The sequence below is a fragment of the Streptomyces sp. NPDC004732 genome, assembly GCF_040609235.1.
Taxonomy (GTDB): Bacteria; Actinomycetota; Actinomycetes; order Streptomycetales; family Streptomycetaceae; genus Streptomyces.
Map to the genome: position 1 here is coordinate 697139 of NZ_JBEXJR010000003.1, position 12724 is coordinate 709862.

At 73.8% G+C, this 12724-nt stretch carries 10 protein-coding genes; 8 read left to right on the plus strand and 2 right to left on the minus strand.

What is annotated here, in order from left to right; genetic code table 11:
• From ABZV77_RS12305 to ABZV77_RS12330, 6 genes are all read left to right on the plus strand, one after another.
• Complete coding sequence (locus tag ABZV77_RS12305) at positions 1-2055, plus strand: ABC transporter ATP-binding protein (RefSeq protein ID WP_356254157.1); 2055 nt, start codon at positions 1-3, stop codon at positions 2053-2055.
• Positions 2052-2984 (plus strand): homocysteine S-methyltransferase, encoded by a 933-nt coding sequence (gene mmuM / locus ABZV77_RS12310; RefSeq protein ID WP_356254160.1) that lies wholly within the window; start codon positions 2052-2054, stop codon positions 2982-2984. The genes ABZV77_RS12305 and mmuM overlap by 4 nt, the downstream gene beginning before the upstream one ends.
• 103 nt (positions 2985-3087) lie before the next feature.
• Positions 3088-4173, plus strand: coding sequence for an exo-alpha-sialidase (locus ABZV77_RS12315; protein WP_356254163.1), 1086 nt, complete (start codon positions 3088-3090; stop codon positions 4171-4173).
• 33 nt (positions 4174-4206) lie between these two features.
• Complete coding sequence (locus ABZV77_RS12320; protein ID WP_356254166.1) at positions 4207-4884, plus strand: uracil-DNA glycosylase; 678 nt, start codon at positions 4207-4209, stop codon at positions 4882-4884.
• The gene (locus ABZV77_RS12325) at positions 4881-5870 is read left to right on the plus strand and encodes a BadF/BadG/BcrA/BcrD ATPase family protein (RefSeq protein ID WP_356254169.1); all 990 of its coding nucleotides are present in this window, start codon (positions 4881-4883) and stop codon (positions 5868-5870) included. Before ABZV77_RS12320 ends, ABZV77_RS12325 begins: the two co-directional genes overlap by 4 nt.
• A gap of 95 nt (positions 5871-5965) precedes the next feature.
• Positions 5966-6910, plus strand: coding sequence for a hypothetical protein (locus ABZV77_RS12330; RefSeq protein WP_356254172.1), 945 nt, complete (start codon positions 5966-5968; stop codon positions 6908-6910).
• Positions 6911-6994: 84 nt separating this feature from the next.
• Here the strand turns inward: ABZV77_RS12330 and ABZV77_RS12335 are convergent, their stop codons facing one another.
• On the minus strand, positions 6995-8035 hold the full coding sequence (locus ABZV77_RS12335) for a lactonase family protein (protein ID WP_356254175.1): 1041 nt from the start codon (positions 8033-8035) through the stop codon (positions 6995-6997).
• Positions 8036-8225: 190 nt separating this feature from the next.
• Between ABZV77_RS12335 and ABZV77_RS12340 the strand changes: the two genes are divergently transcribed.
• On the plus strand, positions 8226-10610 hold the full coding sequence (locus ABZV77_RS12340; RefSeq protein ID WP_356254178.1) for a SpoIIE family protein phosphatase: 2385 nt from the start codon (positions 8226-8228) through the stop codon (positions 10608-10610).
• Between the two features lie 71 nt (positions 10611-10681).
• The gene (locus ABZV77_RS12345) at positions 10682-11347 is read left to right on the plus strand and encodes a phosphatase PAP2 family protein (protein WP_356254181.1); all 666 of its coding nucleotides are present in this window, start codon (positions 10682-10684) and stop codon (positions 11345-11347) included.
• A gap of 25 nt (positions 11348-11372) precedes the next feature.
• Here ABZV77_RS12345 and ABZV77_RS12350 read toward each other — a convergent pair whose 3' ends face one another.
• Positions 11373-12698: a glutamate-1-semialdehyde 2,1-aminomutase gene (locus ABZV77_RS12350; RefSeq protein WP_356254326.1), complete on the minus strand. Its 1326-nt coding sequence runs from the start codon at positions 12696-12698 to the stop codon at positions 11373-11375.
• Positions 12699-12724 lie beyond the last annotated feature (26 nt).

The window sequence follows — 12724 nt, forward strand, 5'->3', positions numbered from 1 at the left end:
ATGACCGAGCCCCTGCTCACCCTCGACGGCCTGCGTGTCGACATCGTCTCGCGCGAACGGACCGTCCACGCCCTCGACGGCGTATCCCTCTCCCTCGCCCCCGGTGAGGCCCTGGGCATCGTCGGCGAGTCCGGCTGCGGCAAGACGATGACCGCGCTCAGCGTCCTCGGCCTGCTGCCGCCGGGCGGCGAGATCACCGCGGGCCGCGTCCTGTTCGACGGACAGGACCTCGCCGCGGCCCGGGCGCCCGTCCTCCAGGACGTCCGCGGCAACACCATCGGCATGGTCTTCCAGGACCCGCTGACCTCCCTCAACCCGACGATGACCATCGGCACGCAGGTGGCGGAGCCGCTGCTCCTGCACCGCCCCGGCATCGGCAGGAAGGAGGCGTGGGCACGCGCCCAGGAGATGCTGCGCCTGGTCGGCATGCCGCAGCCCGCCGAGCGCATGAAGGCCTACCCGCACCAGCTGTCCGGGGGCATGCGGCAGCGCGTGGCCATCGCCATGGCACTGGTGTGCGAGCCGAAGCTGCTGATCGCGGACGAGCCGACGACGGCCCTCGACGTGACGACGCAGCACCAGATCCTGGAGCTCGTCGACGATCTGCGCGCCCGTCTCGGCATGGCGATGATCCTGGTCACGCACGACCTCGGGGTCATCGCCAACCGGGTGGACCGGGTCGCGGTGATGTACGCGGGCAAGGTCGCCGAACAGGCCGACGTGCGCAGCCTGTTCGCGCGCCCGCGCCACCGCTACACCGAGGCGCTGTTCGCCGCGCTGCCCGAGCGAGCCGCCGACAGCGGCACGGAGCTGCACACCATCCCCGGACTGCCCCCCAACCTCGCGGCGCGCCCCACGGGCTGCCGTTTCGCGCCGCGCTGCACGTTCGCCACGGACGAGTGCCGCACGGCGGAACCGCCGCTCGTGGACGACGAGACGCAGGGCCAGGAGCACCGGTTCGCGTGCTTCCACCCGGTGCCGGAGGACGCCGCGTCCGAGGACGAGATCGTGGTGCCCGCGGCCGCGCCCGCCGCCCGGGCCCCCGGTGAGGTGCTGCTCGAACTCGACTCACTGGTCAAGGAGTTCCCCCTCAAGGGAGGCGCGTTCTCGCGCAGCCGGGGAACGGTCAGCGCGGTCGGCGGGGTGTCCCTCTCGATCCGCAGGGGCGAGACGTTCGGCATGGTCGGCGAGTCCGGCTGCGGCAAGACGACGCTCGGCCGGATCGTCGCGGGCCTCGACGAACCGACCGGCGGCGCGGTGCGCTTCGAGGGCGCCGACCCGTCGCGGATGTCGCGGGCCGAACGGCGCGCGCACCGGCGGCGCGTCCAGCTGATGTTCCAGGACTCCACCGCCGCGATGGATCCGCGCATGCGGGTCGGCGAGATCCTGCGCGAACCGCTCGTCATCCAGGGCGTCGGCAACCGCGCCGAACAGGAGAAGCTGGTCGCGGAACTCCTCGACGCCGTGGGCCTGCCGCGCGGCGCCGTGCAGCGCTACCCGCACGAGTTCTCCGGCGGCCAGCGCCAACGCCTCGGCCTGGCAAGGGCGTTGACGCTCTCACCCGATCTGGTGGTCGCCGACGAGCCGGTCTCCGCGCTCGACGTGTCCGTGCAGGCGCAGATCCTCAACCTGATGCGGGAGCTGCAGCGCGAGCGCGGTCTGACCTATCTGTTCATCTCGCACGACCTGGCCGTCGTACGCCATCTGGCCGACACCGTCGGCGTGATGTACCTGGGCAAGCTCGTGGAGTCGGGTCCGGCCGAGCAGGTGTACGCGCATCCGCTGCACCCCTATACACGCGGGCTCCTGGACACGGTCAACGTCCCCGACCCGGCGGCGGCCGCGGCCGCCTCGGGCACGGAACGCGCGCCGCTGGAGGGCGAGACCCCCTCCGCCGCGAAGCCTCCGTCGGGCTGCCGCTTCCGGACCCGCTGCCCCCTCGCCCAGGAGGTGTGCGCCACGACGGAACCGCCGGTCAGCACGCCGAACAGCACGGGACACCAGGTGGCCTGTCACTTCCCGCTGGCCGTACCTCGGCTAGCGTCGGCGGTGTGAGACTCGCCGATGCCCTTGCCCAGCGCCCGGTCGTGCTCGACGGCGGCCTCGCCAACCAGTTGGAGGCCGCCGGGCACGACCTGAGCGACGCCCTGTGGTCCGCACGGCTGCTCGCCGACGAGCCCGCGGCGATCGAGGCCGCCCACCGCACGTACTACGGGGCGGGCGCCGAGGTCGCGATCACCGCGAGCTACCAGGCGACGTACGAGGGGTTCGCGCGGCGCGGCATCGACGCCCGCCGCACCCGTGAACTCCTCGGCCTCAGCGTCGAGCTGGCCCGGCGTGCCGGGTCCGCGACCGGGCGGGAGACGTGGGTGGCGGCATCCGCCGGGCCCTACGGGGCGATGCTCGCCGACGGCTCCGAGTACCAGGGGCGGTACGGCCTCTCGGTGGACGCGTTGGAGCGCTTCCACCGGCCGCGGCTCGAAACCCTCGCCGCGGCCGGACCCGACGTCCTCGCCCTGGAGACCGTGCCCGACGCCGACGAGGCGCGGGCCCTGCTGCGGGCGGTGCGCGGCCTCGGGGTCCCCGCCTGGCTTTCGTACAGCATCGCGGGCACGCACACGCGCGCGGGCCAGCCCCTCGCAGAGGCCTTCGCGCTCGCCGCCGACGCCGACGAGGTGATCGCGGTCGGCGTGAACTGCTGCGACCCGAGGGACGCCGATGCCGCGGTGGCGCTCGCCGCCCGGGTCACGGGCAAGCCCGTGGTCGTCTATCCGAACAGCGGCGAGACGTGGGACGCCGCGGCCCGCTCCTGGCGGGGGCCGTCCCGGTTCGCGGCCGGGCAGGTCACGGGATGGCGGGCGGCGGGGGCGCGGCTGATCGGCGGATGCTGCCGGGTGGGGCCCGCGGTGATCGCGGAGGTGGCCGGGGAGCTGGCGCGGGGGCCTGCGGGGAATGGCTCGCAGGGTGCCGGGCCCGGCCGGTAGACACAGCGCTGACCTGCGCGGATACCGTCTCCGGGGGTGACTGTCAGTGCCGGGGTGCAGACTGGCCGGTACCTGAGACAACGACGTCCCGGAGGTGGTCGGCATGGCCGACATCATCCTGACCGTAGGCACGCGCAAGGGCCTGTTCATCGGCCGCAGGCGAAGTGGCGCCTGGGAGTTCGACGACAGCCCGTACTTCAACGCGCAGGCGGTGTACTCGGTCGCCATCGACACCCGGGGCCCCACCCCGCGCCTCCTGGTCGGCGGTGACAGCGCGCACTGGGGTCCCTCCGTCTTCCACTCCGACGACCTGGGGCGGACCTGGACGGAGCCGTCGAAGCCCGCCGTGAAGTTCCCCAAGGAAACCGGTGCTTCCCTGGAGCGGGTGTGGCAGCTGCACCCGGCGGCCGCCGAGCCGGACGTGGTGTACGCGGGCACGGAACCCGCCGCGCTGTACCGCTCGGAGGACCGTGGGGAGTCCTTCTCCCTCGTCCGTCCGCTCTGGGAACACCCCACCCGTTCCAAGTGGGTGCCGGGCGGCGGCGGTGAGGGCCTGCACACCGTGCTGACGGACGCCCGCGACGCCCGCGCGGTGACGGTCGCGGTGTCCACCGCCGGGGTGTTCCGCACCCGGGACGGCGGGGCGAGCTGGGCCCCTTCGAACGACGGCGTCTCCGCGGTGTTCCTGCCCGAGCCGAACCCGGAGTTCGGGCAGTGCGTGCACAAGGTCGCGCGGGACGCGGCCGACCCGGACCGGCTCTATCTGCAGAACCACTGGGGTGTGTACCGCAGCGACGACGCGGGCGCGCACTGGACCGACATCGGCGGCGGGCTGCCCTCCGACTTCGGTTTCGCGGTGGTCGCGCACCCCCACCGGGGCGGCACGGCGTACGTCTTCCCGATCACCGCGGACAGCGACCGCGTCCCCGCCGACCACCGCTGTCGCGTCTACCGCACGACCGACGCGGGCGTGAGCTGGGAGCCGCTGAACACGGGCCTGCCCCACGAGGACCACTACGGCACGGTGCTGCGCGACGCCATGTGCAGCGACGACTGCGACCCGGCGGGCATCTACTTCGGCAATCGCAACGGGGAGGTGTACGCATCGGCGGACGACGGCGACAGCTGGCAGCAACTCGCCTCGCACCTGCCGGACGTGCTCTGCGTGCGGGCCGCGGCCATCGGTTGATCGCCCCTGCCGTTACGGCAGTAGGGTGACGCCGTGGCACCACGACCCTTGCATGAAATCGTCGAGACCGGCTGGGCCAAGGCCCTGGAACCGGTGGCCGAACGGATCGCCTCGATGGGGGACTTCCTGCGCGCGGAGATCGCCGCGGGACGCACCTATCTCCCGTCGGGGGCGAACGTCCTGCGCGCCTTCCAGCAGCCCTTCGACGACGTCCGCGTCCTGATCGTCGGCCAGGACCCCTACCCCACGCCCGGTCACGCGGTGGGCCTGTCGTTCTCGGTCGCGCCCGAGGTGCGGCCGCTGCCCGGCAGCCTCATCAACATCTACCGCGAGATGAACAGCGACCTGGGCCTGCCCGCGCCCACGAACGGCGACCTCACGCCCTGGACCCAGCAGGGCGTCCTGCTGCTCAACAGGGCGCTCACGACCGCCCCGCGCAAGCCCGCCGCGCACCGCGGCAAGGGCTGGGAGGAGGTCACGGAGCAGGCCATACGGGCCCTTGCCGCGCGCGGCAAACCGCTGGTGTCGATCCTGTGGGGGCGTGACGCGCGCAATCTGCGGCCGCTGCTCGGGCAGTTGCCTTCGGTGGAGTCCTCGCACCCCTCCCCCATGTCGGCGGACCGCGGCTTCTTCGGCTCGCGCCCCTTCAGCCGGGCCAACGACCTGCTGGTCCAGCAGGGGGCACAGCCGGTGGACTGGCGACTGCCGTGACGTCAGAAGAGCCCGGGGAGTGCGTGCTGGGTGTCGATTCGGGCGGTTCGGGGCTGCGGGCGGCCCTGCTCGTGCCGCCGGGACTGCACCGCCCCGATCCGGTGCGCTCCGCGGAGCCGGTGCGTACCGGCCCGCGCGGCATCGACGCCGGGCACTTCATGGAGCAACTCCTGCCCATGGCGCGGGGCTTGCTGGAGAAAGCGGGCGGCGGCCGGATCACGGCCGTCGCCGTCGGCGCCGCGGGCCTCGCGACCCTCGGTGACGACCTCCGCGCCGCGCTGCCGTCCGCGCTCGGCCGGACCCTGGGCGTACGCCGCACGGCGCTGGCCGCCGACGCCGTCACCGCGTACGCGGGGGCGCTCGGCGACCGTCCGGGCGCCGTCGTCGCGGCGGGCACCGGCATGATCGCGATCGGCACCGACCTGACCGCCTGGCACCGCGCCGACGGCTGGGGGCACCTGCTCGGGGACTGCGGCGGCGGTGCCTGGATCGGCCGCGCGGGGCTCGAAGCGGCGATGCGGGCGCACGACGGCAGACGCGGCGGCTCGCGGGCGCTGCTCGAACGCGCCGAGACTGTGTTCGGTCCACCGGCCGGGCTGCCGGGACAGCTCTATCCCCGCACCGATCGGCCCGCGGTCCTCGCCTCCTTCGCACCCGACGTCGCGGCCTGCGCCGCGGACGACCCCGTGGCGGACGGCATCCTGCGGGCCGCGGCCCGCCACATCGCCGAGGCCGCGGCCGCCGTCTGCCCCTCCGCCGACGCGTGCGAAGTCGCCTTCACCGGCGGCCTGTTCCGGCTCGGCGAGCCACTGCTCGCCCCGCTGCGCGCCGAAGTCGCGGACCAGCTGCCGCACGCACGGCCGGTTCCCGCGGCGGGCGACCCGCTGGACGGGGCACTGCACATAGCGGCCGATATCGCCGCGGGCAGGTTGCGGCTGCCGCTCGACTCACGCATGCTCTCCGTCCACGGAGAAGGTGACAGTTGACCTCTACGTAATTCATCAGACAAAAACGGACTTATACCGCCCACCTGCACCCTCCCCGAACAGGGATGGCCCGCAAGCCAGTAGCATGCGGGCGCATGAGCTCCCCCACTGGGCCCGCATCCGGCCTGCCTGTACGAATGCCGCGCCCCCGTCAGCCGGGCCGGCACCGCCGTCCGGAGCCCGTCGCGGCTCCTGAAGGCGCGCCCGCACTTGTTCTCGCCGTGCCGGGCGCCCCCAGCACCACCACGCGCAGCCTCGCCGAGGAAGTCGTGAGCATCGCCCGCTCCGAGCTGCCCGGCCTCGACGCCAGGATCGGTTACGTCGACGGTGAGGAGGACGCCACCGTCACGTCCTTCCCCGAGTTCCCCTCGCTGCACTCCGTGCTCGCGCACGCGGCCGCCGAGCGCATCGCCCGCGTCGAGCGTGCGCGCGCGGCGGGCGCCGAGGTGGCCGACCCCGAGGGCCCGGTCGCCGTCGTCGTGCCGCTGCTCGCGGGCCCCGACGCCGCGCTGATGCGCCGCATCCGGCAGGCCGTCATGGACAGCCGTGCCGCCGCCGAGCTGACGGACGTCCTCGGCCCGCACCCGCTGCTCGCCGAGGCCCTGCACGTGCGCCTTTCGGAGGCCGGTCTCGCCCGCGCCGACCGCGCCCGCCTGTTCACCGTGGCGACGGCCGCGGACGGCATCGTGCTGGCCACGGTCGGCGGCGAGGAGGCCGTGCAGGCCGCCGGGATCACCGGCATGCTGCTCGCCGCGCGCCTCGCGGTGCCGGTGATGGCCGCCGCGCTCGACCAGGAGGGCGCCATCGCCGCGACCGCCGAGCAGCTGCGCGGCTCGGGCTCGACCCAGCTGGCCCTCGCGCCGTACCTGATCGGCCCCGAGCTCGACTCCGCCCTGCTCGACGCGGCCGCGAAGGAGGCGGGCTGCTCCGTCGCCGAGCCGCTCGGCCCCTACCCGGCGATCGGCAAGCTGGCGCTCGCCAAGTACACGACGACCCTCGGCATCACGCCGCAGCAGCCCTCGGGTGCGCCGGTGCACTGAACCGGTTTCGCGCGTACGAGGACGGGCCCGCCCCGATGTGGGGGCGGGCCCGTCGTCGTACCGCTGTCCGGGCGTATGGGCGTGTCAGCCGAAGACCACGCAGGAGGCCGCGGGCGCCGCGACGGAGCCCGCCCGGCTCGGGATGCCCGTCTGCCGGTCGATCGTGAACCAGGTGACGTCCCCGGAGCGCTCATTGGCCGCGTACAGGTGCCGTCCCGCCGGGTCGATCGCCAGGTCGCGCGGCCAGTTCCCGCCGCACGGCACGGTCGCCGTCAGGCTCGGCGCGTCGCCCGCCTCGTCGAGAGCGATCACCGAGATGACGTCCGGGCCGCGCGTGGCGGTCCACAGGAACCGCCCGTCGGGCGCGATGACCACCTCGGAGGGGTAGGTGTCGCCCTCCGGGGCCGCCGCCAGGACGGGCAGCTCGCCGAGCGGCTTGAGCGACCCTTCGACGGCGTCCCAGGCACAGACGGTGAGGGTGGGGCTGAGCTCGTTCAGGACGTACGCACGGTCGCCGCGCGGGTGGAACACCAGGTGCCGCGGTCCTGACCCCGGACGCAGCGCCACCTCGCGGTGCAGGGTCAGCCCGTCCTCCCCGAACGCGCAGACGCGCACGGAGTCCGTGCCGAGATCGACGCTGACCGCCCAGCGGCCGCTCGGGTCCGCGAGGACCTGGTGGGCGTGCGGACCCTGCTGGCGCTGCGGGTGCGGGCCCGAGCCGGTGTGCCGGAGCTCGCTCGACGGCGTGGGCGCGAGGCTCCCGTCGGCGCGCACCTGCACCGCGGTGACGCTGCCCGAGCGGTAGTTGGCGGTGAGCACGTGCCCGTCGTACAGGGCCAGGTGGGTCGGCGCCGAGCCGACCGCGACGGGCGGCCCCGTGAGCTCGGGCCTGTCCCCCGTGGTGCGGAACGCCGCGACGCCGCCGTCGGAGGTCTCACTGACCGCGTAGAGCGTCCCGCCGTCGGGCGAGAGCGCGAGGTAGGACGGGTCGGCGACCGCGTCCGTGGCGCCGAGCACGGTCAGCGCGCCGGTGTCCTGCGCGACGGCCGCGGTCAGGACACCGGCCCCGCCAGCCGCGGTGAAGGATCCGATGTACGCCCGCCCCGCCTGCCTGCCGACGACCACGTCTTGTCCCCTCTCGACCCGGGCGCCACATCCGTCACGCCGCTCTGCGGCTGACGCTAGCAGTCGGTCTAGACCAAGAGGGGGCCGGACCGCGTTCGACTTTCCCCGTCTGCCGGGTGGGCGTGCCGCAGTTGTGCCCGCCTGGGTGACAGCGGATTCTGTAAGGGACGAACGGGGCTGGTGTGGCGCGATGACGGCAGGGAACCCGGAGGAAGCCGACTTTCGTGGTCCCCTCGACGTCACCAGGGCGGCCACGGCGGTCGTCGACGCCCAGGACACGGTCATCGGGTGGAGCCCCGCGGCCGTGCGGCTCCTCGGCTATGAGGCGGAGGAGATCGTCGGGCGGCCGGTGGCCGCCTTCCTGGTGCCGGGCGCAACAGCCGCCGGGCCGCCGCTCCAGTTCCAGGGGAACGAGATCCGCGTCGCCCGGCACCGTGACGGGCGTGAGCTGACCGTTGCCACCGCGGTGTGCACCCTGCCGGGCGCCGGGACGGCGGTGCGCGTCCTCGTCGTGACGGAGCTGACGGAGCTCCGGCGGTGGGAGTCCCGCCTCGCCCTGCTGCACGGCCTTGCCACCCAGTCGCCCGTCGGCCTGGGCATCTACGACGCGGACCTCCGTCTGACCTGGTGCAACACGGCGTACGAACGGGAGATAGGGCGGCCGTTCGCCGAGTTCCGCGGCCTTCGGGCCGATCAGCTGTACTCCGACGGGAAGTTCGTGACCAGGGGTCACCCGCCCACGCTCGACGCGGTCATGCGCCACGTACTGGAGACCGGCGAGCCCTTCCTGGACCTGCACTTCCAGGCCCGCCCGCCCAGCGACCCGGAGACGGAGCACCTCTGGTCCTGCGCCTACTACCGGCTCCAGGACGCCGACGGACGCGTGATCGGCGTGTGCGAGGACGCCTTCGACATCACCGATCGCCACCGGGCCCAGCGGCGTCTCGCCCTGCTCGTCGAGGCGGGCCGCGGAGTGGGGACCGCCCTCGACGTGCGGGTCACCGCCGAGAAGATCACCGAGGTGGCGGTGCCGGAGTTCGCTTCCGTGGTCACCGTCGACCTGGCGAAGGCGGTGCTGGAGGGCGAGGTGCCCGCCACCGGCGGCGAGGCGGCGACGTCGCTGGTGCGGGTCGCCCGCTGCCCGGCCGAGGACGCCGACCGCTCCGGGGATCCGGCACCGGTGCGGTACCCGCCCGGTTCGCCGCAGGACCGCAGCCTCTCCTCGGGCGGCCTCGTGCTCGACGACTCGGCGCTCGTCGTCCCGCTGCGGGCGGGCAACAGCGTGCTGGGGCTCGTGACCTTCCTGCGCGGCACCGGTTCGGCCTCCTTCGACGGCGGCGAAGTGGCGCTGGCCGACGAGTTGGTCGCGCGGACGGCCGTGTCCATCGACAACGCCCGCCGCTTCACCCGCGAGCGCACCGCTTCCCTGGCCCTCCAGCGTCAGCTGCTGCCGCAGCAAGTGCCGGAGCAGTCGGCGGTCGACCTGGCCTACCGCTATCTGCCCACGGACGATGTGACAGGCGTCGGCGGCGACTGGTTCGACGTCATCCCGCTCTCCGGGACCCGGGTCGGGCTCGTGGTCGGGGACGTGGTCGGTCACGGGCTGCAGGCGGCCGCCACCATGGGACGGCTGCGTACGACCGTACGTGCGTTCGCGCAGATGGACCTGGACCCCGTCGAGCTGCTCGCGCGGCTCGACGATCTGGTGGCGCAGTCGGCGGAGGAGCAGTGGGGCGGGCCCGGGGCGGGCGACGGCGCCTACGCCGACGTGACCACCGGGGCGACCTGTCTCTACGCGGTCTACGACCCGGTGTCGCGCCGCTGCGTCATGGCCAGGGCCGGGCATCTGCCGCCCGCGGTCGTCGACCCGGACGGCCGTCTCTCCTTCCCCGACCTGCCGGCCGGACCGCCGCTGGGCCTCGGCGGCCTGCCGTTCGAGTCCCTGGAGATCGAGCTGCCGGTGGGCAGCCTGCTCGCGCTCTTCACCGACGGCCTGGTCGAGGCCCGCGACCGCGACATCGACCACGGGCTCGACGCGCTGGGGCGTGTGCTCGGCGACCGGAACGCGTCGCTGGAAGAACTCTGCGACCGGGCCGTGGCGGAACTCCTGCCGAGCGGCCCGACGGCCGACGACACCGCCCTGCTGCTCGTCCGCACCCGCGAACTCGACCCGGCACAGGTCAGCGAATGGGAGCTGCCCGCCGAGCCGGTCGCGGCGGGCCGGGCACGGGAGCTGGCCACCCGGCAGTTGCACGCCTGGGGCCTCGAAGAGCTGTCGTTCGCGACCGAGCTCGTCGTCAGCGAGCTGGTGACCAACGCGGTCAGATACGCCGCGGGGCCCATCCAAGTACGCCTCATCCGTGACCGCACGCTCCTGTGCGAGGTCGCGGACACGGGCCACACGTCACCGCATCTGCGCCACAGCGCCGACGACGACGAAGGCGGGCGCGGCCTGCTCATCGTCGCCCAGCTCGTCCAGAGATGGGGCACGCGCTACACCCGCTCCGGCAAGACCATCTGGACCGAACAGGCCTTTCCCCCGCCAACCGGGGGCGCAGGCAAGGATGTTGGCTAGGGTGGCAGGGAGAGCGGCGTCAACGGCCCTGACGGGAGGGGAAGGTGCATCGCCCTGCCTCGAACGGGCCCGTGACCGGCCGACCGGCGGCGCCCCCGCTGCTGCCCTCGCCCTTGCGCGGGTGGCTCGGGCTGCTCTCGGCGCTCGCCGCGCTGGTGGTCGTCGTGATCGGCGCGCAGTACGCCGGTCACAGTGAGGCCGGCCGGGTCGACAGGTGGTTCATCGACCCGACGGCGGACAGTGTGCGGCCGCCGTGGCGGAACGTCGCGCTGGCCATGGACTTCTGGGGAGAGCCCGCCGGATCGGCGCTGCTCGTCGTGGCCGCCGTCGCGGGCTGTCTGCTGCTGCGGATTCCTCGCGGGGCGGTGCTCGTCGTGGTCGGCGCCGCCGTGGCCGTGGGGTCGACCATGGTGGTCAAGTCCCTGGTGGGACGCACCATTCACGGCGACGACAACCTGTCCTATCCGAGCGGGCACACCGCTTTCGCCACCGCGCTCGCCGTCACGGTGGCGCTGCTCGCGACCGGCAGGCTCGGCCTCGGCAGGGCGGCAGGCCTGTCACTCGTGCTCGGCGCGGCGCTGGTCGTCGGTGCCGCCATGGGCTGGGCGCAGGTGTCCCTGAGCGCGCACTACCCGACCGATGTCCTCGGCGGCTGGTGCACGGCGCTGGCGGTGGTGCCCGCGACGGCGTGGCTGGTCGACCGGATCGCCGACGCCCGTCGCCGCGAGCACCCCTGACATCGGGACACGGGCACCCCTGACGTCAGGACAGGCGGCGGAAGACGGGCTTCACCGGTCGCCCGGCCATCCAGGGCGTCGGGTCGGCGGCGTCCAGTGCCTTCCGGTACACCGCACACGCCTGGGCCACCACGTCGACGGTGTGGTCGATGTCGGTGTCGTCGAGCGCACTGCTCACCACGAACGACGGGGCCAGCACCCCGCCCGCGAGGAGCCTGCGCAGGAACAGGGTGCGGTACTGCTGCGACGGCTGCCGGTTCTCGTCGAGCGTGGCGAAGACCAGATTGCTGGCCCGGCCCCGTACGACGACGTGGTCGCCGACACCCATGCCGGCCGCGGCGTCCCGGACCCCGGCGGCCAGCCGCTCGCCGAGGTCGTGCAGTCGCGCGGTGACGCCCTCCTCCCCGTAGGCCGTCTGCACGGCCATCGCGGCGGCCAGGGAGTGGGTCTCCGCGCCGTGCGTGGTGGACAGCAGGAACACCCGCTCGCCGGAGTGCCGCAGCCCGCCCCGCTCCATCACCTCGCGGCGCCCGGCGAGCGCGGAGACGGCGAAGCCGTTGCCCAGCGCCTTGCCGAACGTGGAGAGGTCGGGGGTGACGCCGTACAGGCCCTGGGCGCCCGCCTCGGACCAGCGGAAGCCGGTGATCATCTCGTCGAAGACGAGGACGCAGCCGTGCCGGTCGGCCAGGTCGCGCAGGCCCGCGAGGTACCCGGGCGGGGGCTCGGTGTGACCGGCCGGTTCGAGGATCAGACAGGCGATCTCGCCCTCGTACCGGGTGAGCAGTTCCTCCGTGGCGGCCAGGTTCCCGTAGGGGAACGCCACGGTGAGCTCGGTGGTCGCCCCCGGGATGCCCGCGGACATCGGCGTCGTACCGATGAACCAGTCGTCGACGGAGAAGAACGGGTGGTCGCCGCAGATGGCCACCCGCTGGCGCCCGGTGACGGCACGGGCGAGGCGCACCGCGGCGGTGGTGGCGTCGGAGCCGTTCTTCGCGAACTTCACCATCTCGGCGGTCGGCACGGTGGCCAGGAAGCGTTCCGCGGCCTCGGCCTCCACGATGGACGGCCGGACGAAGTTGCTGCCGCGGTCGATCTCGCGCCGCACCGCCTCGGTGACGCGGGGGTGGGCGTGGCCGAGGCTGACCGACCGCAGACCGGAGCCGTACTCGATGTAGCGGTTGCCGTCGATGTCCCACACGTGGGCACCGCGGCCGTGGCTGATCACCGGGGCCAGGTTCTCGGGGTACTGGTCGTCACCCTTGGCGTAGGTGTGCGCGCCGCCGGGGATCATGGCGTGCAGCCGCTCGTTCGCCTCCTGCGACCGGGGCAGGAGCAACTCATCGGCGCCCATGGCGTGTTCGGTGTGTTCGGTGGGTT